Below are 19822 nucleotides of genomic sequence, written 5' to 3' on the forward strand. Positions count from 1 at the left end.
TCCGGCGCACTCAATACAGGTTTCAAGACCATGGCCAGAGCCAGAATTCGCAACAGACGCAAGCCCGTCGCCGAGATGAACGTGGTGCCCTACATCGATGTGATGTTGGTGCTGCTGGTCATTTTCATGGTCACGGCGCCCATGCTCAACCAGGGCGTCAAGGTCGATCTGCCCCAGGTCAGCAGCGAAGTGCTGCCCCAGGACAACGACTCTCAGGTGCTGACCATTTCCATCAAGTCGGACAAGTCCTACTACTGGAACATGGGCACCGAAGTGGACACCGATACGGTTCAGGATCGCGCCCTGACCCTGGATGAAATGACCCGCGCGGTGACCGCCATCATCAACCAGACTCGCAGCCAGGGTAAGCAGGTACAGGTGTTCGTGCGCGGCGACAAGGCCGTTGATTACGGCACCGTGATGTCCGCCATGGGCGGTCTGCAGCAGGCGGGCGTGGGTAACGTCGGCCTGATCACCGAGGCGCCCTGATGCAGCAGCGTGAACGCTCACCTTCGGAAAGCCTGTTCTGGCCGGTGGTCTGGGCCGTAGGGCTGCACGTGCTGATGTTCGGCATGCTGTTCGTCAGTTTTGCCTTCGCACCCGAGCTGCCGCCTGCAAAACCGATCGTGCAGGCTACCCTGTACCAACTGAAGTCGCAGAGCCAGGCCACCACCCAGACCAATCAGAAGATTGCCGGTGAGGCCAAGAAGACCGCTGCGCCGCAATACGAAACCGAGCAGCTCGAGCAGAAAAAGGCCGAGGCGGCAGCGCAGGCCAAGGCTGAAGCGCAGAAACAGCAGGCTGCTAAAGCGGCGGAACAAAAGAAAGCCGAGGAGGCTCAAAAAGCCGATGCGGCCAAGAAGGCCGAAGCGGATGCAGCAGCCAAGGCTGCCGAACAGAAGAAACTTGCTGATGTAGCCAAGGCGAAAGCTGCACTGGAGGCCGACAAGAAGAAGGCCGCCGAAGCCGAGGCGAAGAAGAAAGCCGCCGAGGATGCCAAGAAAAAGGCAGCCGACGCCGCTAAAAAGAAAGCAGCCGAGGATGCCAAGAAGAAAGCGGCGCAGGCTGCCGAACGCAAGGCTGTCGAGGACAAGAAAGCGGCCGCACTGGCCGAGCTGCTGTCCGAGGATACCGAGCGCCAGCAGGCGTTGGCCGAGACCCAGGGTGACCAGGTGGCCGGCAGTCTCGACGATCTGATCGTCAAGCTGGTGAGTGAGCAGTGGCGACGTCCGCCGTCTGCTCGCAACGGCATGAGTGTCGAGGTACTGATCGAGATGTTGCCCGATGGCACTATCGTCAATGCCAGCGTCAGCCGTTCCAGCGGTGATTCGCCTTTTGACAGTTCAGCGGTACAGGCAGTACGCAACGTGGGGCGTATTGCAGAAATGCAGCAACTTGATCGTGCCACGTTCGATCGGCTCTACCGGCAGCGTCGTGCCGTCTTCAAACCGGAGGATTTAGGTCTGTGAATACCCTGATGCGAATCGTTGTACTGGGTCTGGCCATGCTGGTCGGTACCGTGCAAGCGGCTGACCCTTTGGTCATCAGTACCGGCACCGATCGGGCTACCCCGATTGCCGTGGTGCCCTTCGGCTGGCAAGGCGGCAATGTGCTGCCCGAGGACATTGCCACCATCGTCGGCAACGACTTGCGTAACTCCGGGGTATTCGAGCCTATTCCGCGGCAGAACATGATCAGCCTGCCGACCCAGGGCAGTGAAGTCATCTACCGTGACTGGAAAGCCCTCGGCGCCCAGTACGTACTGGTGGGTAACATCGTGCCCAATGGCGCGCGCCTGCAGGTACAGTTCGCGCTGTTCAACGTGGCGACCGAGCAGCAAGTGCTGACCGGTACCGTGGGCGGCGGCACCGATCAACTGCGCGACATGGCCCACCATATCGCCGACCAGTCGTTCGAGAAGCTCACCGGTGTCAAAGGTGCGTTCTCTACTCGGATGTTGTACGTCACTGCAGAGCGCTTCGGGGTCAACAATACCCGCTACACCCTGCAGCGTTCCGACTATGACGGCGCCCGCGCGGTGACCTTGCTGCAGTCGCGCGAACCGATCCTGTCGCCTTCCTTCGCCTCCGATGGCAAACGTATCGCCTACGTGTCGTTCGAGCAGAAGCGCCCACGCATCTTCGTGCAGCACATCGATACCGGCCGTCGCGAGCAGGTCACCAACTTCGAAGGCCTCAACGGTGCGCCGGCCTGGTCGCCGGACGGCACCAAACTGGCATTCACCCTGTCGCGCGATGGCAACCCGGAAATCTACGTGATGGACATGGGGTCGCGTAACCTGCGCCGTGTCACCAATCATTCGGCCATCGATACCGAGCCGTTCTGGGGTAAGGATGGTCAGACCATCTACTTCACCTCCGATCGTTCCGGTAAGCCACAAATTTATAAGACCAACATCAACTCTGGTGCGGTCGAACGAGTGACCTTCGTCGGCAACTACAATGCCAACCCTAAATTGTCTGCCGACGAAAAGACCCTGGTAATGATTCATCGCCAGGACGGTTACACCGTGTTCAAGGTAGCGGCTCAGGACCTCGAGCGTGGCAATCTGCGTATTCTTTCCGACACAAGTTTGGATGAGTCGCCTACTGTTGCGCCCAATGGCACCATGCTAATCTACGCTACCCGCCAGCAGGGGCGGGGAGTCCTGATGTTAGCGTCCACCAATGGTCGCGTTAGGCTCCCTCTACCTACCGCTCAAGGCGAAGTTCGAGAGCCATCCTGGTCCCCCTTCCTGAACTGATGCGCGGTGCTTTACCTGTTTGATGCTTAACACACTGGGGTTCATTAGGAGTTACACATGGAAATGCTGAAATTTGGCAAGTTTGCTGCACTGAGCCTGGCTCTCGCCGTGGCTGTTGGCTGTTCCTCCAAAGGCGGTGACACCGCTGGCGAAGGCGCTGTAGATCCGAACGCTGGCTACGGTGCTAACACCGGTGCCGTTGATGGTAGCCTGAGTGAAGAAGCCGCTCTGCGCGCTATCACCACTTTCTACTTCGAATACGACAGCTCTGACCTGAAGCCGGAAGCCATGCGCGCTCTGGACGTTCATGCCAAGGACCTGAAAGGCAATGGCGCTCGCGTCGTTCTGGAAGGCCACGCTGACGAGCGCGGTACCCGCGAATACAACATGGCTCTGGGCGAGCGTCGTGCCAAGGCCGTCCAGCGCTACCTGGTTCTGCAGGGCGTTTCCCCAGCTCAGCTGGAAGTTGTTTCCTACGGTGAAGAGCGTCCTGTTGCCACTGGCAACGACGAGCAATCCTGGGCTCAGAACCGTCGCGTCGAACTGCGTAAGTAATTCGATATGCGAACGTGCCGACGTGTAGTAACCGTTTTGGCCCTGAGCCTGCCGCTTGCGGCTTGGGCTCAGGTTCCCGTTCAGGATGGCGGTACCGGCAACGGTAGTGGTTATCCGGCAGGCGGTGGCGGCACGTCCGGCGCCTACGCTGGAGGTGGAGTGCAAACTCCATCTACAGCGCAGGGCATGCTGTTCAGTCAGCTCCAGCAGATGCAGCAGGAAATTGCGCAACTGCGTGGCATGCTCGAAGTGCAGCAGAACGACATTCAGCGTTTGAAGCAGGAAAGCCTGGAGCGTTATCAGGACCTCGACAAACGTCTGAGCAGTGGGGCCGCCGCTGGCGCAGCCACCACCCAGAATTCTCAAGCCGCGGGTGCCAGCAATGGCGCCGGTGGTGCTTCCGCAGGCGCCGGTGACGCAGGGGCACAAGCCTCCGGCGAGCCGGCCGATCCTGCCAAGGAAAAGCTGTTCTACGATGCAGCTTTCGACCTGATCAAAGCCAAGGATTTCGACAAGGCCAGCCAGGCATTTGCCGCTTTCCTGCGTCGTTATCCCAACAGCCAGTATGCTGGTAATGCACAGTATTGGCTGGGCGAGGTGAACCTTGCCAAGGGCGACTTGCAAGGCGCCGGCCAGGCGTTTGCCAAGGTCAGCCAGGCCTATCCGCAGCACTCCAAGGTGCCGGATTCGCTGTACAAGCTGGCCGATGTGGAAATTCGCCTGGGCAACAATGACAAGGCCAAGGGCATCTTGCAGCAAGTCATCGCGCAGTACCCGGGTACTTCAGCAGCCCAGTTGGCGCAGCGCGATCTGCAGCGCATCCGCTAGTCTCCTGTTGCCAAAGAAACCCGCGCCTGTCGCGGGTTTTTTGTGCCTGCTGTTAGGCATCGGTGCGCGCTGCAGTCTGCCGCCGGCCGTATGGCATGGCTCTCAGCCATTCTTTTCGTTTAGAATTGCCGCCCTTTTTCGCAACGGAGGCGGATGGCCTGTTTCGCCGTCACGCCCGTGGCCCCAATGAAAGATACCCTGCGCATTACCGAGATTTTCTTCTCGTTGCAGGGGGAAGCGCGTACCGCCGGCTTGCCGACGGTATTCGTACGCCTGACCGGCTGTCCCCTGCGCTGTCAATATTGCGATACCGCCTACGCGTTCAGCGGCGGTGAGCTGCTTACCCTGGATGCCATCCTCGAGCAGGTGGCGAGCTATCGCCCGCGGTATGTCTGTGTGACTGGCGGCGAGCCGCTGGCGCAGCCGAACTGCATCCCCTTGTTGGAAAAACTTTGCGATGCCGGCTACGAGGTTTCTCTGGAAACCAGTGGTGCCTTGGACGTTTCGGCTGTGGATCCGCGGGTCAGCAAGGTCGTCGACCTGAAAACCCCGGGCTCGGCGGAGATGGGCCGCAACCGCTACGAGAACATCGTGCACTTGCGACCCCACGATCAGGTCAAGTTCGTGATCTGCTCGCGGGAGGACTATGACTGGTCGGTGAGCAAGGTCATCCAGTACGGCCTGGCCGAGCGGGTGAGCGAGGTGCTGTTTTCGCCGAGCCATGGGCAGGTCAGCGGGCGACAGTTGGCCGAGTGGGTGATTGCCGACAACCTGCCGGTACGCATGCAATTGCAGCTGCACAAGATCCTTTGGAACGACGAGCCGGGGCACTGACATGAGCGAAAAGAAAGCGGTCATCTTGTTGTCGGGCGGCCTTGATTCGGCCACCGTCGTGGCGATGGCCAAAGCGCAGGGTTACAGCTGCTTCAGCATGAGTTTCGATTACGGCCAGCGACACCGCTCTGAGCTGCAGGCAGCCGAGCGCGTCGCGCGACAGTTGGGCGTGATCGAGCACAAGGTCATCGGCATCAACCTCGACGGTATCGGTGGCTCGGCGCTGACCGATGCCAGCATCGACGTGCCGCAGGCCCCGACGACAGGTATTCCGGTTACCTACGTGCCAGCGCGCAATACCGTGTTTCTGTCCCTGGCGCTGGGTTGGGCCGAAGTGCTGGGCGCGCAGGACATCTTCATCGGCGTCAATGCGGTGGACTATTCGGGCTACCCGGACTGCCGGCCGGAATTCGTAGAGGCCTTTGAGCGCATGGCCAATTTGGCCACCAAGATGGGTGTGGAAGGGCAGAGCATTCGCATCCAGGCGCCGTTGCAGATGATGAGCAAGGCGGAAATCGTGCAGGCTGGTTCGCGCTTGGGGGTGGACTACGGTCTGACCGTATCCTGCTACCTCGCGGACGCCGATGGTCGAGCCTGTGGCAGGTGTGACAGCTGTCGGCTGCGTGCAGCCGGTTTTGCCGCCGCCGGCATGGTTGATCCAACGCGTTATCAGTAAAAAAGTTTTGGCGGGTGTTGAATTTCTGAATTAAATCAGTATTATACCGCTCGCACCACGGGTCGTTAGCTCAGTTGGTAGAGCAGTTGGCTTTTAACCAATTGGTCGTAGGTTCGAATCCTACACGACCCACCATCTCAAGCCTTCCAAGCGAAGGCGCACTAAAAAGCCCGAATCTCGAGAGAGCTTCGGGCTTTTTAGTTTCCGCTTCGCAGGGTGGGGCTGGCAGCTCAGTGAGCTGCCAGCTACGCGGTTTACACCTTGACGATCCAGCCTTGCGGCGCCTCGACGTCACCGGCCTGAACGCCAGTGAGTTCGGCATACAGGCGACTGACCACCGGGCCCACTTCCGTCTCGCTGTAGAATACGTGCAGCTTGCCGTTGTACTCGATGCCGCCGATCGGGGTGATCACCGCGGCGGTGCCACAGGCGCCGGCTTCCTTGAAATCCCCTAGGTTATCGATGAGCACATCGCCCTCGATGACTTTCAGGCCAAGGCGGCTCTGGGCCAGCTCGATCAGCGACAGGCGAGTGATGCCCGGCAATACCGACGGCGATTTCGGGGTAACGAACTCGTCGTTGTGGGTGATGGCGAAGAAGTTGGCCGAGCCGACTTCTTCGATCTTGGTGTGCGTCTGTGGATCGAGGTAGATGCAGTCGGCGAAGTTGTTCTTCTTGGCCTGGGAGCCGGGCATCAGGCTGGCCGCGTAGTTGCCACCGACCTTGGCAGCGCCGGTGCCCTGAGGGGCTGCACGGTCGTAGCTGGAGATCACGAAGTTGTTCGGCTTCATGCCGCCCTTGAAGTACGGGCCGACCGGGATACAGAACACCGAGAAGATGAACTCTGGAGCTGTGCGCACGCCGATGTTGTCGCCCACGCCGATCACGAACGGGCGCAGGTACAGCGCGCCACCGGAGCCGTATGGCGGGATGAAGCGCTCGTTGGCCTTGACCACCTGCTTGCAGGCTTCGATGAACTGCTCGGTCGAGGGTGCCGGCATCAGCAGGCGGGCGCAGCTACGCTGCATGCGCAGGGCATTCTGGTCGGGACGGAACAGGTTGATCGAGCCGTCCTTGCAGCGGTAGGCCTTCAGGCCCTCGAAGCATTGCTGGCCGTAGTGCAGGGCGGTCGAGCCTTCACTGATGTGCAGCACGTTATCTTCGGTCAGCTTGCCTTGGTCCCACTCACCGTCGCGCCAGTGCGACAGGTAGCGCTGGTCGGTCTTGATGTAGTCGAAACCCAGCTTGTCCCATTCGATGTTTTCGTAAGCCATGACATCCTCAATCGCTGAACGGCCACTGCGGCGCGCGCATGTCCGTTGATTTTTTCAAGGTGATCACACAGGTACGGGCTTGTGCGCTCAGGTAAAAGGGTGGGCTGCATGGTTGGTCAGGCGATTGAAGCTCGCCTGACAGATTAACGATGGCCTTGGTGGTGATGATGCGGCGGATTATCACGGCGATCAACCGGTGTCGCGTCGGCCGGTGGGGCGAGATTGAAAAAACCTGGCCAATGCACCACCATGCGCGCCCGCGCCACCCGCCGTTGCCCATTGTTCTGGGCTCGAGGGCGGCGTGTTCCGACCGGCGCAGTGCGTCTGGCGGTATACTCCACGTCCCGTGCAGATAGACCTCGATAGGCCCTGACGACATGACGCACATTGCCGAACGACTTCTTGTCCAGGCTCACCTCGATGCCAAGCAGCCAGAGACGCTGACGGCGGAGCAGGAAGCGTTCTACCGTGATGAAATTGGCAAGGAACTGAAGCGCCAGAATGCCGTTCTGGTCGCCCACTATTACTGTGACCCGGTACTGCAGGCGCTGGCCGAGGAGACCGGTGGCTGCGTGTCCGATTCGCTGGAAATGGCCCGCTTCGGCAACCAGCATTCGGCGCAGACCGTGCTGGTGGCCGGCGTCAAGTTCATGGGCGAGACGGCGAAGATCCTCAACCCGGAAAAGCGCGTGCTGATGCCGACCCTGGAGGCGACCTGCTCGCTGGATCTGGGCTGCCCGGTCGACGAGTTCGCCGCTTTCTGCGACCAGCATCCGCAGCGCACCGTGGTGGTCTATGCCAATACCTCGGCTGCCGTGAAGGCGCGCGCCGACTGGGTGGTAACCTCCAGCTGCGCGGTGGAGATCGTCGAGCACCTGATGGATAACGGCGAGAGCATCATCTGGGCGCCGGACCAGCACCTGGGGCGTTACATCCAGAACAAGACCGGCGCCGATATGCTGCTCTGGGACGGTGCCTGCATCGTCCACGAGGAGTTCAAGGCCCGCCAGTTGGAAGAGATGAAGGCGCTGTACCCCGACGCCGCTGTGCTGGTGCACCCCGAGTCGCCCACCGCGGTGATCGAGCTGGCCGATGCGGTCGGCTCCACCAGCCAGTTGATAGCAGCGGCCCAGCGCATGCCCAACAAGACCTTTATCGTCGCCACCGACCGCGGCATCTTCTACAAGATGCAGCAGCTGTGCCCGGACAAGGAATTCGTGGCAGCGCCCACCGCCGGCAACGGCGCGGCGTGTCGCAGCTGTGCCAACTGCCCGTGGATGGCCATGAACACCCTGCAGCGCACCCTGCAGTGCCTGCGCGAAGGCAGCAACGAAGTGTTCGTGGATTCGGCGTTGATTCCGCGGGCCATCAAACCGCTCAAGCGCATGCTCGACTTCACCCAGGCTGCCCGCCTGAAACTCGCCGGCAACGCCTGACCGTCGGCAGCACGGGCTATCGGTCGATAGTTCGTGCTGCCGATTGCTGCGCCATCAGCCGCGCAGCATTTCCTCGGTCATCCGCTTCTCTTCGATCAACTCCTTCTGGCGCGCATCGATGCGCGAGGCCATCTGGAAGTTGTTGGCCGCGCGACGCTTGGCGAAGTCGAGCTGTTCGATGGCCTGGTTGAAGTCGCCGACCAGGGCGAAATATTCGGCCCGGGCCTGGTGCAGGCCGATGGTGTTGCCGCTCAGGCCGCGCACTTCCGCCACCTGATACCAGACGTCCGGATCCTTCATGCGCCGCTTGAGCAGGTCGTTGAGCGCCTGTTCGGCCGCCGGGATCTTGCGCTGCTTGAGCAGCAGGTCGATGCGCGCCTGGTTGACCGGGTAGTTATTGGGGTACAGCTCGAGCAGGCGGGTGACGCGTTGCTCGGTAGCCGGCAGGCGATTGGCCGCCGAGTCCAGACTGATCTGCGCCAGGTTGTAGGTGATGTCGTTGGGCGCCTTCTGCAACAATGGCGCGAGCACGTCGCGCGCCTCGTCGAACTGGCCCCCCTTGGTCAGGGCGATGGCCAGGCCGTAACGCGCCGTGTCCATGTTCGGGTTTTCATCGAGCTGGGCGCGGAAGCGCTTGGCGGCGATACCTGGGGTTTCTTCGTAGGTCAGCTGCACGCGGGCGCGCATCAGTTGGTAGCGCAGGCTGTCTTCTGTGCCGCCGCCGGGGAACTGCTCGGCGCGGTTGCGGGTATCGGCGATTCGCGACTCGGACACCGGGTGAGTGAGCAGGAACTCCGGCGGCATGCGGTCGTATCGGTACTGGCGCATCAGACGCTCGAACATGCTCGGCATCGAGCGCGGGTCGTAGCCGGCTTTCTCCAGGTTGACCAGGCCGATCCGGTCCGCTTCCTGCTCGTTCTGCCGGGAGAAGCGCCGCTGTTCCTGAATGGCCGCCGCCTGGGTCGAGGCGATGGCGGCGATACCGGCATCACCGGCACCGGCGGCAGCGGCGACGATACCCGCGAGCATGGCCGCCATCACCGGCAGCTGCATGCGCTGCTGGGCTTCCAGGCCACGGGCGAAGTGGCGCTGTGACAAGTGCGCCAGTTCGTGGGCCAGCACCGAGGCGTATTCGCCTTCGGTCTGCGCATAAAGGAACAGCCCGCCATTGACGCCAATGATCCCGCCAGGGGCGGCGAAGGCGTTGATCTGCGGGCTGTTGAGCAGCACGAATTCGAGGCGCCGGTCCTGTACCTGGCTGGTTTCGGCCAGGCGGTAGACGCTGCTTTCGACGAAGTCCTTGAGCTGCGGATCCGACAGCTGGCTGACCTGGCCACGCACGATGCTCAGCCAGGCGCGGCCCAACTGATATTCCTGTTGCGGAGACACCAGCGCAGAGCTGGCATCGCCGAGTGAGGGCAGGTCGCTGGCCATGGCCGGTTGTGCCAGCAGGCAGGCGAGCGTCAGCAGGGTGGGGCGCAGAACATTCATGCACAAGGCTCTTGTTTGATCAGTGGCGTACTGTAGCCGGGTGGAGACTTGCCTGACCAGCACCGGCAGGCCTTGGGTTATGCTGTCGGACTGCAAACGGGAGGGTGTTATGAGTGATGTATCGGGTTGGCAGGGCGAGCATCAGGCCGAGCTGGATGCCTGTGGGCTGAATTGCCCGCTGCCGCTACTCAAGGCCAAGGTGGCGCTCAATGGCCTGGCCAGTGGCGAGGTGCTCAAGGTGTCGGCCACGGATGCCGGGTCGCAGCGCGACTTTCGGGCTTTCGCGCGCCTGGCCGGCCACGCGCTGTTGCGCGAGGAAAGCGAGGGCGGGGTGTTTCGCTACTGGCTACGCAAGGCGTAACCCTGGGGGATGAAAAAATGCCGCTCGAGAGCGGCATTTTTCAACTGTATCAGGCTTTGTTCAGGGCCTGGGCGGCGGCCAGTACCGCGTCGACATGTCCGGGCACTTTCACCCCGCGCCACTCCTGGCGCAGCACGCCGTGCTTGTCGATCAGAAAGGTGCTGCGGTCGATGCCCAGGTATTCCTTGCCGTAGAGCTTCTTGAGCTTGATCACGTCGAATAGGCCGCAGACGCTTTCGTCCTTGTCCGAGATCAGCTCGAAGGGAAAGCCTTGCTTGGCCTTGAAGTTCTCGTGGGTCTTCAGGCTGTCGCGGGAGACGCCGACGATCACCGTGTTGGCGGCGGCGAAAGCCTCGTGGGCATCGCGAAAGCCCTGGCCCTGGGTGGTGCAGCCCGGGGTGTTGTCCTTCGGGTAGAAGTAGATCACCAGTTGCTTGCCCTTGTGGGCGGCGAGGTCGAAGTCACCGCCGGTGGCCGGCGCGCTGAAGTCGGCAACGGGGGAATCGATAGCGATGGCCATGGGGCAGGGCTCCTTATGGATTCTGGGGGCGCCAGGGTTCGATCAGGGCATCCAGGTTCAGCGCGTCGGCGAAATCCAGGAACTGGTCGCGCAACCAGCTGATCTGGGTGCCCGCTGGCAGGGTGACGGTCAGCGTGGCGTTGAGCATGGTGCCGCCGGTCTGCGGTGCCTGGTAGGTATCGCAGGTCAGCGCTTCGAGTTCGACACGGTGGTCGATGAAGAACTGGCACAGCTCGTTGAGAATGTCCGGGCGGTACACCGAGCTTACGTAAGCCACGTAAGGCAGCGCCTGGGGGCGGACTTCCTGGGCGGCGCTGCGGATCACGTTGGCAGTGAACTCGTGTTTCTTGGCCAGTGCCGGCAGGCCGGCTTCCAGACGCGCCAGAGCATCCCAGCTGCCGGAAATCTGCAGCACCAGGGCGCTGAGCTCGCCGTGGCGGCTCAGGCGCGTGCTGATGACCGCGCAGCGGTTTTCATGGCTGGCCCGGCACAGCACATTGGTCAGCTCCATGGCATTGCTACCAAGGGCGCTGATGACGAGAAATTGTTCGCGAACGGGGGGGGTGGACATGCAGCCTTCCTAAACGTTGGACGCCCGGCGCTATAGACAGCACCAAACAAACTCGCAGGGTAGCGAAAAGCGCTCGCCAGGGGAATGACCAGATGGGGGCGAGCGCACGTAATGCCAGTAATCACAGCCACCTGGTCGCTTGTGCAAGGCTGGTGGCGCCAGTACCATTACGGCTCTCTTTTTCGGCAGGAGCGGTTGCATGATTGCGGGCAGTATGGTGGCACTGGTCACGCCCATGGATGCGCAGGGTAATCTCGACTGGGAGGCCCTGAGCAAGCTGGTGGATTTCCACCTGCAAGAGGGCACCCACGCCATCGTCGCGGTCGGCACAACCGGCGAGTCGGCGACGCTCGATGTCAACGAGCACATCGAAGTCATCCGCCGCGTGGTGGATCAGGTCGCCGGGCGCATTCCGGTCATCGCCGGCACCGGCGCCAACTCCACCCGCGAAGCGGTCGAGCTGACCCAGAATGCCAAGACCGCCGGCGCCGATGCCTGCCTGCTGGTCACCCCGTACTACAACCGGCCGACCCAGGAAGGCCTGTACCTGCACTTCCGCCATATCGCCGAAGCCGTGGCCATTCCGCAGATTCTCTACAACGTGCCGGGCCGTACCGCCTGCGACATGCTGCCGGAGACCGTCGAGCGCCTGGCCAAGGTCGACAACATCATCGGCATCAAGGAAGCCACCGGCGACCTGCAGCGTGCCCGTGACATCCTCGACCGCGTGGGCTCGAATTTCCACCTGTACTCCGGCGACGACCCGACTGCGGTCGAGCTGATCCTGCTCGGCGGCAAGGGCAATATTTCGGTGACCGCCAACGTGGCGCCGCGGGCGATGAGCGATATGTGCTCGGCAGCCATGCGCGGCGAAGCGGCGATCGCCCGGGCCATCAACGACCGCCTGATGCCGCTGCACAAGAACCTGTTCATCGAAGCCAACCCGATTCCGGTGAAGTGGGCCCTGAATGAAATGGGCATGATGGCCGACGGCATTCGCTTGCCGCTGACCTGGTTGAGCCCCCGTTGTCACGAACCGCTGCGTCAGGCCCTGCGCCAGTCCGGTGTATTGGTCTAATCGAGGAATTACGACGCATGAAGCGACTGGCCGGACTTTCCGCACTTGCCCTGATCATCACCAGCACCAGCGGCTGTGGCTGGATCTGGGGCGAAAATGGCTACTTCCGCGACCGCGGCAGTGACTACCTGACCGCACGGCAGACCGCGCCGATGCAATTGCCGGCCGACGTCCAGGCCAAGCGCCTCGACCCGCTGCTGCCGGTTCCCCAGCAGATTCGCGATAGCGAAGCCAAGGGCGAATACGAAGTGCCGCGCCCGCAGGCGCTGGCCGTCAGTGACAACGTCAGCGAATTCAGCCTGCAGAACAGCGGCGATTCCAGCTGGCTGGTCGCCCAGCGCGTGCCGGCCGAAGTCTGGCCAGGCGCTCGCCAGTTCTTCGAGGATGGCGGCTTCCGCATCGTCGACGAACGTCCGCAGACTGGCGAGTTCAGCACCGATTGGCAGCGTTTCGATGCGCTGTCGAGCAGCATGCAGAGCCGCCTGACCGGCCGTGTCGGTGGTCTCGACAGCAACACCGAAACCCGCGTGCACGTGCGCCTCGAGCCTGGCGTGCAGCGCAACACCAGCGAAATCTTCGTGGTCACCGCGCAACGCCCGGCGGGCAGCAACGCCGAGGTGCCGTTCACCGAGCGCAGCGTCAACAAGACCCTCGACGCCGCGCTGCTCGACGAGCTGCAGGCCAGCCTGACCCGCGGCGTGGAGCAGGGCGGTTCGGTGTCCCTGCTGGCCGGCCGCGACTTCGATGCGCCAAACCGCGTAGCCCTGTCGCAGGATGGCAACGGCAACCCGGTGCTGAACCTGAGCACCGACTTCGACCGTGCCTGGTCTGGCGTGGGCCGCTCGCTGCGCATGGCTGACCTGCGTGTCGACGACATCAACCGTACCCTGGGCGTCTACTACGTCAACCTTGCCGAAGGCCCGCAGCGTGCCAACGAAAAGCCAGGCTTGTTCAAGCGCATGTTCGGCGGCTCGGACGACAAGGAAGCCATCGAAGCGCGCGCCGAGCGCTACCAGGTACGCCTGACCGCCGTGGGCGACACCGTGCAGGTGACCGTCGAGAAGGACATCAACACCGTGGCGCCGGCCGATGTGGCCCGCCGGGTGCTGGGCATGATCCAGGAGAACCTCGGCTAGGCATTCCTGGCACGTGGTTGGCGATAGGCGAAACCCCATGGGTTTCGCCTTTTGTTTTCACAGGCAGGGCGTTTCCCTGTCGACCCTTACAGCCGTGACGCGTCTGCTTTGACGCCATGCGGCGCGACTATCCCGCGACGAGGCGCTATCTCGACATGACCACACCTTCCCTGAGCCTGAAAAAAATCTATTCGGGCAAAGTCCGCGACCTCTACGAGATCGACGACAAGCGCATGCTGATGGTCGCCACGGATCGCCTCTCGGCCTTCGACGTGATCCTCGAGCAGCCGATTCCGGACAAGGGCAAGATCCTCACCGCGATCTCCAACTTCTGGTTCGACAAACTGGCCCACGTGGTGCCCAACCACTTCACCGGTGATCGCGTCGAAGACGTGGTGCCGGCTGCCGAACTGCCCCTGGTCGAAGGCCGCGCCGTGGTCGCCAAGCGCCTCAAGCCGGTGGCCGTGGAAGCCATCGTACGCGGCTACATCGTCGGCTCCGGCTGGAAGGAATACCAGAAGAGCGGCACCGTATGCGGCATCGCGCTGCCTGCCGGCTTGAAGGAAGCGGCCAAGCTGCCCGAGCCGATCTTCACTCCGTCGACCAAGGCCGCCGTGGGCGACCATGACGAGAACATCAGCTTCGCCCAGTGCGAGGCGATCATCGGCGCCGAACTGGCCGCCAAGGTGCGCGACACCTCTATCGCCCTGTACAAGGCAGCGGTGGAATACGCGGCCACCCGCGGCATCATCATCGCCGACACCAAGTTCGAGTTCGGTCTCGACGAAGACGGCACCCTGACCCTGATGGACGAAGTGCTGACCCCCGACTCCAGTCGCTTCTGGCCCGCCGACAGCTACGCCGAAGGCAGCAACCCGCCGAGCTTCGACAAGCAGTTCGTGCGCAACTGGCTGGAGTCCACTGGCTGGAACAAGGAGCCGCCGGCGCCGGCCGTGCCGGCTGACGTTGCCCAGAAAACCGCCGACAAGTACCGCGAAGCGCTGACCCGGCTGACCGCCTGAGCATCGATTGCCAGAGCAGGCGCCGCCGTTACCGCAAGGTACTGGCGGCGTTTCTGTTGCGTTCGGCGCGGTTGTGTGGGGAGCGCCGTCGGCCGAGGGCGATATCCCTCGGCAGCCTGTAGCGCGCGTGCCCCCTGCGTTGCCGAGCGCACACCCAGCCTTTTCTCGCCGTAACGCTTGGTGTAGGTTATTGCCCGGGTGCCACCGCCGTTGCGGCAAGGCAGGTTCAATTGCGCACTGGTCGGGCCGCCAGCGCAGAGCAAACGCAGCGTGATTCCAGCCTTGTCTCGCCAATCCTCGCCAATGAATCCACACACATCCTGCAGTGCCTCACTGGCTCGAAATGACGCCCCGATGGGGGCTGCCCAACGATGAGCCAGCCGGATTCGGGGCAGAGCGGCCCCCGTTACCTGGGCTATGCACGAGCCAGTGAAACGCCCAACCTGCTCAGCCAGCTGTTCGGCCTGGAGTTGGCAGGCTGTACCCGACTGGTATCCGAGCAGACCAAGAACAATTGGCGCAATCGCCCTGAACTGACTCGCCTGCTCGGCGAGCTGGGCCCTGGCGACGTGCTCACCGTGACCAAGCTCGACCGCCTGGCACGCAGCACCCGCGAATTACTGGAAATCGCCGAACGCATTCATATCAGCGGCGCAGGCCTGCGCAGCCTGTCCGAGCCCTGGGCGGATACCACCACCGAGAATGGCCTGGCGGTGCTGGCGGTATTCGCCGGCATCGTCGAGTTCGAGCGCTCGCTGATCCTCGAGCGAACCAAGGACGGTCGCGAGGCGGCCAAGGCGCGTGGCGTGAAGTTCGGCGCGAAACCCACTCTGAGCAGCGAGCAGATCGACGAGGCGAAACGTTTGATCAATCAGGAAGGCCAGTCGGTCGAGCAGGCTGCCAAGATGCTCAAGGTGCACCGGTCTACGCTTTATAGGGCGCTGCGGCGGGTTGAGAAATAGCGCCTTGGTAGTCGATGCGCCGGCCGCATCAGCTGTGCCGGCAGGGTTTTTCCGACAGTAAGGTTGGTGAGCGACCACACCGTCCCCCGGAGTGCAAGTGCTCCAATAACTAAAAACTATTCCCTTTCCTTCAGGCTGCGCTTTCGTCGCACACTGGCTACAGTTTGTCGGGCGGTTCACTCCAATAATAAAAGGACTTGCCATGAAACGCTTGCTCACGCCCCTGGCGGCTGCCGGTCTGCTGGCCAGCGCCACCTCGCTTTACGCCGCGCCGTATGGGGCGCTCTACGTCTTTGGTGACAGCCTCAGCGATGCCGGGTGGTTCGCCGATGCCGATGGCCCGGCAGGGGCGACCACTCGTTTTACCAACCGTACCGGCCCGACCTATCAGGATGGCAGCGGCGAAATTTTCGGTGAGGTATCGCCCATGCTGCTGGGCAATGCACTCGGGCTGTCGGGCCCCGGCCTGGGATCAGCCAATACCGTGGCCGGTGGCAACAACTGGGCAGTTGGCGGCTATCGAACCGATCAAATCCTCGCTGCCATCACCGGGCCCGGAGGCTATCTGCAGTCCACAGGCGGCCGAGCCGACCCCAACGCCTTGTACTACCTGACGGGCGGCGGCAACGATTTCCTGCAGTTTCGGGTCGTCGACGGGCCCAGCGCCCAGGCGGCAGCGGGGCGTCTGGTCGATAGCGCCGAAGCGCTGCAGCAGGCGGGTGCGCGCTACATCATGGTGTGGGTACTGCCGGACCTTGGGCTGACGCCGAACTTCTTCGGCAGCCCCCTGCAGGGCCAGGTCAGTGCACTGGGGGCAGCCTTCAATACCGAGCTGGTGAGCCAATTGGCGGCGCTTGACGCCAATGTGATTCCGTTGAACATGCCGCTCTACCTCTCCGAAGTGGTCAGTGATCCTGGCCGCTACGGCCTGGTCGCCGATCGCGCCACGGTGATCGGTACCTGCTTCTCGGGGTGCAGCAACCCCAACCCGATTTTCGGGCTCAATGGCAGCGCGCCGGATCCGACGAAACTGCTGTTCAACGATGGCGTACACCCGACCATTGCCGGCCAGCGCCTGATCGCCGACTACGCCTACTCGCTGCTGGCGGCGCCCGGGGAGGTCACCCTGTTGCCGGAAATGGCCCTGGGCACGCTGCGTGGCCATCAGGATCAGCTGCGCGCGCAATGGCTGGCGGACTGGGAGGGCTGGCAGGCGGTCGGTCAGTGGCGCACCTTCGTCAATGGCGGCGGCCAACGGCTGGAATATGAACGTCAAGGTGGCAATGCCGATGGCAATGGCTACAGCCTCAACTTCGGCGCCAGCTATCGCCTCGACGACGCCTGGCGCGTCGGCCTGGCCGCCGGGCTGCATGAACAGAATCTCGAGGCCGGCGCGGCGGACTCCGATTACACCCTGCGTAGTTACATCGCTACCGCGTTCGCCCAGTATCAGCACGATCGCTGGTGGGGCGATCTGTCGGCCAGTGCCGGTCACCTCGACTATGACAACCTGAAACGCAAGTTCGCCGCTGGCCCGGCCACCAATTCGGAGAAGGGCGACACCGACGGCAAGCTCTGGGCCGTCAGCAGTCGTTTCGGTTATGACATTGCCAGGCCGGGTAGCCAATGGCACCTGAGCCCCTTTTTCAGCGCCGACTACGCGCAGGTCGATGTGGACGGTTACCGTGAGAAAAGCCAGCGCTCCACCGCGCTGGGCTTCGACGACCAGACGCGCAAGTCCCGGCGGCTGGGGGCTGGTCTGCAAGGGCTGTATGACCTGAGCCCGCGGACCCGGGTATTCGGCGAGCTGGCAATGGAGCGCGAGTACGAGGATGACCCCGCCGAGCTGCGCATGTCGCTGAACAGCCTGCCGGCAGTCGGCTTCGAGCTGCCCGGCCATCGCCCGGACGATCGCAGCCTGCGCGGCCACTTCGGTGTCAGTCATCGCCTTGGCGAGGGCCTGTCACTGCGCGGCAGCTACAGCTACCGACACGCCGACGACGAGTTTCAGCATGGCTTGAATCTGTCGGTGGCGTTGGATATCTGACCCGGCAGCGACGATTTCGCCACGCGCTCATGGCTCGCCAGCCCGATCACACTCAGGTTCACGTCAGCCAATCGAGAAAATCTTCATGCAAGAGTGGGGAAGGGGGACAGGTGTTGATCGGTGATGCGGCCCACGCCGGGGTACTGGGCGCCTATTCGGGCCATGCGGCCCGTGCAGTGCGCATGAAGTTCTCACCGAAGATGGCGCGGATGTCGGCAGGCGCATAGCCGAGATCCTGCAGGCGCTCGGCTACCCTGCCCAGATCTTCTGGCTGCAATTGCCTGTGTCCGTTCATATGGCCGTAATGCGCGTGGGGCCACCAATCTTCCTCCGCTGCGTCTTCCGGTAGATCCTTGTTTTCCGGGTGCAGCTCGGTGTCCAGGCCCAGGCCAATGTGATGCGCCCCGACGCGCTCGGCCAGGTAATCGATCTGGCGAACGAAGGCCTCTACCGACGCCTCGGGGTCGCCCATGAAAATTCCCAGGCCGGTAAGGCCGATAACGCCGCCCTGTGCGGCGCAGGCATCGATCTGCTGGTCGTCGATAGTTCGCGGATGATCGAAAATGGCTTTGACGTTGCTATGGGAGAAGATCACCGGTCGGCTGGAGATCTCCATGATCTCGAGGCTTGAGCGTTTGCTTGCATGGGAGCAGTCGATGACGATTCCCGAAGCATTGGCCACGCGTACAACATCGCGCCCAAGTGGCGTCAGGCCGGTACCTGCCCCGTGGCATCCACCGGCGCAACTGTTGTCTCGATTGTAGGCGAGCAGCATCTGCCGCACGCCCAGCGCCCCATACAGCTCGACCATCGCGGGGTCATGAAGCAGCATGTTCGAACCTTCCAGATCGAATGAAACGGCAAGCTTTCCAGCCTTGCGAGCGTTGTTCAGATCGGCAATGGTGCCAGCCAGTACGAACGCCTCGTGGTGCCGATCCAGCCAGCTTCGAAAGCCGGCGATTACCTGCATCACGGTGGTGAAAGGCGTCATGTCCATGCCCACGTTGACCGACACGTGGTGAAAGCCGGCATCCCGGTAACGGCCCAGGCGGGACATGTCCTGCCCGGGAACCAGGGGCAGGCAGGCGTGGGCTTCCCAGTGAAATGCAGTAGCGTCGCTCATCTTGACTAACACCTCGGCTCTCGACAGTCGCCACATGCACCCAGGCCAAGCGCGGATGGCCGGCAGCAGAGCGCTCGTGCTGCATTGAAGGCAGGCATCAGCCGCGCATGGCGAGCAGCGATTCGATGGTTGCAGTGGAGCCACCGCATACGATGACGAGGACATTGCTCCGCTCATCGAGGGGCGTTTTGTTTCCATACAGCATGGCCAAGGAGGCGCCACAGGCTGGCTCGACCAGGGTGCGGTGATCATCCAGGTAAGCCAGGCAGGCCTCTACAGCCTCCTGGTCGGTCACCTGAACGGGGATCACCGGGCGCTCCCGGGAGACCTCGTATGCGCGACGGCAGACCTGGCGAGCTGCAAGGGAGGTGGCCACCCCGGAAACCGCCGGGATCTCCACCAGCTGGCCGGCGTTGATCGAGGCCTGCAGCGAGGCCGTTCCCTGCGTCTCGACGGCATAAACCGGCACGCTGTCCAGGCCATTGCGGCGCAGGCCCTCGTCGACGCCAGCCAGCAGGCCGCCACCGCCGACAGACAGCACCACGGCATCCGGGCGCACGCCATCGGCAACCACCTCATCGATCATCGACGCATGGCCCTGCCACAGCAACGGATCGTCGAAGGGGTGAATGAAGGCGTCCGCTGCCGTCTGCAGCGAACGGGCAAGCTCATTGGCCTCGAACCACGACTTGCCGTGCACGATCACTTCAGCGCCTTCCAGGCCCAGCAGGCTGCGCGCCCGCGCTGTGGTTGTCTCAGGAACCACCACGATGACCGGTACACCCAGGCGCCGCCCGGCGTAGGCAACGGCGAGGCCGGCATTGCCGCCCGAGGAGGAAATGAAACGCTGGGCGCCCTGTGCATGGTGCTGCTCACAGGCGAAGCCAACGCCACGGATCTTGAAGGATCCGCCTGGTTGCATGGCCTCCATCTTCATCCACACCTTGGCGCCAACACACTGGCTAAGGGGCAGCGAGTGCAGAAGAGGGGTCTTGATGCTCAGCGACATGCGTTCAACTCCGCGAAATTAAATTGATTCGGTTCATGGCCAGCAGGCGAGGCTTGCCACCTACGACCAGGGCAGCACGACCCGCCTCGAGTAAGGCCAGAGAATACCTGTTCGGCTGGCCGATGACTAAAGCGC

20 protein-coding genes and 1 tRNA gene are annotated in these 19822 nt (G+C 62.7%); 15 read left to right on the forward strand and 6 right to left on the reverse strand.

Features of this window, described 5'->3' with window-relative positions; genetic code table 11:
- The first annotated feature begins 30 nt into the window (after positions 1-30).
- The 8 genes from tolR (at position 31) to BM154_RS11340 (ending at position 5792) form a co-directional block, all read left to right on the forward strand.
- Complete coding sequence (tolR, locus tag BM154_RS11305) at positions 31-489, forward strand: protein TolR (protein WP_070881690.1); 459 nt, start codon at positions 31-33, stop codon at positions 487-489.
- Entirely contained in the window at positions 486-1469 is a 984-nt protein-coding gene (gene tolA / locus BM154_RS11310; protein WP_139225441.1) for a cell envelope integrity protein TolA, read from the forward strand. The genes tolR and tolA overlap by 4 nt, the downstream gene beginning before the upstream one ends.
- Positions 1466-2764, forward strand: coding sequence for a Tol-Pal system beta propeller repeat protein TolB (gene tolB / locus BM154_RS11315; protein ID WP_074883414.1), 1299 nt, complete (start codon positions 1466-1468; stop codon positions 2762-2764). The genes tolA and tolB overlap by 4 nt, the downstream gene beginning before the upstream one ends.
- 57 nt (positions 2765-2821) lie before the next feature.
- Positions 2822-3319, forward strand: coding sequence for a peptidoglycan-associated lipoprotein Pal (pal, locus tag BM154_RS11320; protein ID WP_070885435.1), 498 nt, complete (start codon positions 2822-2824; stop codon positions 3317-3319).
- Positions 3320-3325: 6 nt separating this feature from the next.
- Positions 3326-4147, forward strand: a complete 822-nt coding sequence (ybgF, locus tag BM154_RS11325) for a tol-pal system protein YbgF (protein ID WP_074883417.1) — start codon at positions 3326-3328, stop codon at positions 4145-4147.
- Positions 4148-4333: 186 nt separating this feature from the next.
- Positions 4334-4981: a 7-carboxy-7-deazaguanine synthase QueE gene (gene queE, locus BM154_RS11330; protein WP_074885295.1), complete on the forward strand. Its 648-nt coding sequence runs from the start codon at positions 4334-4336 to the stop codon at positions 4979-4981.
- A 1-nt stretch (position 4982) separates the two neighbouring features.
- Positions 4983-5657: a 7-cyano-7-deazaguanine synthase QueC gene (gene queC / locus BM154_RS11335; RefSeq protein ID WP_074883420.1), complete on the forward strand. Its 675-nt coding sequence runs from the start codon at positions 4983-4985 to the stop codon at positions 5655-5657.
- A 59-nt stretch (positions 5658-5716) separates the two neighbouring features.
- Positions 5717-5792, forward strand: a tRNA-Lys gene (locus BM154_RS11340).
- Between the two features lie 119 nt (positions 5793-5911).
- On the opposite strand, the gene BM154_RS11345 is transcribed toward BM154_RS11340, so the two are convergent.
- Positions 5912-6931, reverse strand: coding sequence for a branched-chain amino acid aminotransferase (locus BM154_RS11345; protein WP_074883425.1), 1020 nt, complete (start codon positions 6929-6931; stop codon positions 5912-5914).
- 377 nt (positions 6932-7308) lie between these two features.
- On the opposite strand from BM154_RS11345, the gene nadA reads away from it, so the two are divergent.
- Entirely contained in the window at positions 7309-8367 is a 1059-nt protein-coding gene (gene nadA, locus BM154_RS11350; RefSeq protein WP_074883428.1) for a quinolinate synthase NadA, read from the forward strand.
- A gap of 54 nt (positions 8368-8421) precedes the next feature.
- Here the strand turns inward: nadA and BM154_RS11355 are convergent, their stop codons facing one another.
- Entirely contained in the window at positions 8422-9858 is a 1437-nt protein-coding gene (locus BM154_RS11355; protein ID WP_070885430.1) for a M48 family metalloprotease, read from the reverse strand.
- A 109-nt stretch (positions 9859-9967) separates the two neighbouring features.
- On the opposite strand from BM154_RS11355, the gene BM154_RS11360 reads away from it, so the two are divergent.
- On the forward strand, positions 9968-10219 hold the full coding sequence (locus BM154_RS11360; protein WP_074883431.1) for a sulfurtransferase TusA family protein: 252 nt from the start codon (positions 9968-9970) through the stop codon (positions 10217-10219).
- Between the two features lie 49 nt (positions 10220-10268).
- Here BM154_RS11360 and BM154_RS11365 read toward each other — a convergent pair whose 3' ends face one another.
- Positions 10269-10739 carry a peroxiredoxin gene (locus tag BM154_RS11365; protein WP_074883434.1) on the reverse strand — a complete coding sequence of 157 codons (471 nt, stop codon included), beginning with the start codon at positions 10737-10739 and terminating at the stop codon, positions 10269-10271.
- Positions 10740-10752: 13 nt separating this feature from the next.
- Positions 10753-11310, reverse strand: coding sequence for a glycine cleavage system transcriptional repressor (locus BM154_RS11370; RefSeq protein WP_074883437.1), 558 nt, complete (start codon positions 11308-11310; stop codon positions 10753-10755).
- Between the two features lie 199 nt (positions 11311-11509).
- On the opposite strand from BM154_RS11370, the gene dapA reads away from it, so the two are divergent.
- The 5 genes from dapA to estP all read left to right on the forward strand — a co-directional run bounded on the left by dapA (position 11510) and on the right by estP (position 17555).
- On the forward strand, positions 11510-12388 hold the full coding sequence (gene dapA, locus BM154_RS11375; RefSeq protein ID WP_070885426.1) for a 4-hydroxy-tetrahydrodipicolinate synthase: 879 nt from the start codon (positions 11510-11512) through the stop codon (positions 12386-12388).
- A 17-nt stretch (positions 12389-12405) separates the two neighbouring features.
- Entirely contained in the window at positions 12406-13524 is a 1119-nt protein-coding gene (bamC, locus tag BM154_RS11380; RefSeq protein WP_074883440.1) for an outer membrane protein assembly factor BamC, read from the forward strand.
- A 155-nt stretch (positions 13525-13679) separates the two neighbouring features.
- Positions 13680-14546, forward strand: coding sequence for a phosphoribosylaminoimidazolesuccinocarboxamide synthase (locus BM154_RS11385; protein ID WP_074883443.1), 867 nt, complete (start codon positions 13680-13682; stop codon positions 14544-14546).
- Positions 14547-14917: 371 nt separating this feature from the next.
- Positions 14918-15508, forward strand: a complete 591-nt coding sequence (locus tag BM154_RS11390; protein WP_074883445.1) for a recombinase family protein — start codon at positions 14918-14920, stop codon at positions 15506-15508.
- A 202-nt stretch (positions 15509-15710) separates the two neighbouring features.
- The gene (gene estP / locus BM154_RS11395; RefSeq protein WP_074883448.1) at positions 15711-17555 is read left to right on the forward strand and encodes an esterase EstP; all 1845 of its coding nucleotides are present in this window, start codon (positions 15711-15713) and stop codon (positions 17553-17555) included.
- 151 nt (positions 17556-17706) lie between these two features.
- On the opposite strand, the gene BM154_RS11400 is transcribed toward estP, so the two are convergent.
- Together BM154_RS11400 and BM154_RS11405 are read right to left on the reverse strand one after the other, a co-directional pair.
- Positions 17707-18678, reverse strand: a complete 972-nt coding sequence (locus BM154_RS11400) for a membrane dipeptidase (protein WP_074883451.1) — start codon at positions 18676-18678, stop codon at positions 17707-17709.
- Between the two features lie 97 nt (positions 18679-18775).
- Positions 18776-19687 carry a pyridoxal-phosphate dependent enzyme gene (locus tag BM154_RS11405; RefSeq protein ID WP_074883453.1) on the reverse strand — a complete coding sequence of 304 codons (912 nt, stop codon included), beginning with the start codon at positions 19685-19687 and terminating at the stop codon, positions 18776-18778.
- Between the last annotated feature and the right edge of the window lie 135 nt (positions 19688-19822).

This window comes from Phytopseudomonas argentinensis (genome assembly GCF_900113905.1).
GTDB lineage: Bacteria > Pseudomonadota > Gammaproteobacteria > Pseudomonadales > Pseudomonadaceae > Aquipseudomonas > Aquipseudomonas argentinensis.

Bases quoted from the DNA above. Each gene is read 5' to 3' on its own strand.
- BM154_RS11385 (WP_074883443.1), top strand. From the start codon at position 13,680: ATGACCACACCTTCCCTGAGCCTGAAAAAAATCTATTCGGGCAAAGTC.
- tolR (WP_070881690.1), top strand. From the start codon at position 31: ATGGCCAGAGCCAGAATTCGCAACAGACGCAAGCCCGTCGCCGAGATG.
- queE (WP_074885295.1), top strand. From the start codon at position 4,334: ATGAAAGATACCCTGCGCATTACCGAGATTTTCTTCTCGTTGCAGGGG.
- BM154_RS11345 (WP_074883425.1), bottom strand. From the start codon at position 6,931: ATGGCTTACGAAAACATCGAATGGGACAAGCTGGGTTTCGACTACATC.
- dapA (WP_070885426.1), top strand. From the start codon at position 11,510: ATGATTGCGGGCAGTATGGTGGCACTGGTCACGCCCATGGATGCGCAG.
- BM154_RS11355 (WP_070885430.1), bottom strand. From the start codon at position 9,858: ATGAATGTTCTGCGCCCCACCCTGCTGACGCTCGCCTGCCTGCTGGCA.
- bamC (WP_074883440.1), top strand. From the start codon at position 12,406: ATGAAGCGACTGGCCGGACTTTCCGCACTTGCCCTGATCATCACCAGC.
- BM154_RS11360 (WP_074883431.1), top strand. From the start codon at position 9,968: ATGAGTGATGTATCGGGTTGGCAGGGCGAGCATCAGGCCGAGCTGGAT.
- estP (WP_074883448.1), top strand. From the start codon at position 15,711: ATGAAACGCTTGCTCACGCCCCTGGCGGCTGCCGGTCTGCTGGCCAGC.
- queC (WP_074883420.1), top strand. From the start codon at position 4,983: ATGAGCGAAAAGAAAGCGGTCATCTTGTTGTCGGGCGGCCTTGATTCG.
- ybgF (WP_074883417.1), top strand. From the start codon at position 3,326: ATGCGAACGTGCCGACGTGTAGTAACCGTTTTGGCCCTGAGCCTGCCG.
- BM154_RS11365 (WP_074883434.1), bottom strand. From the start codon at position 10,739: ATGGCCATCGCTATCGATTCCCCCGTTGCCGACTTCAGCGCGCCGGCC.
- BM154_RS11370 (WP_074883437.1), bottom strand. From the start codon at position 11,310: ATGTCCACCCCCCCCGTTCGCGAACAATTTCTCGTCATCAGCGCCCTT.
- BM154_RS11390 (WP_074883445.1), top strand. From the start codon at position 14,918: ATGAGCCAGCCGGATTCGGGGCAGAGCGGCCCCCGTTACCTGGGCTAT.
- BM154_RS11400 (WP_074883451.1), bottom strand. From the start codon at position 18,678: ATGAGCGACGCTACTGCATTTCACTGGGAAGCCCACGCCTGCCTGCCC.
- BM154_RS11405 (WP_074883453.1), bottom strand. From the start codon at position 19,687: ATGTCGCTGAGCATCAAGACCCCTCTTCTGCACTCGCTGCCCCTTAGC.
- pal (WP_070885435.1), top strand. From the start codon at position 2,822: ATGGAAATGCTGAAATTTGGCAAGTTTGCTGCACTGAGCCTGGCTCTC.
- nadA (WP_074883428.1), top strand. From the start codon at position 7,309: ATGACGCACATTGCCGAACGACTTCTTGTCCAGGCTCACCTCGATGCC.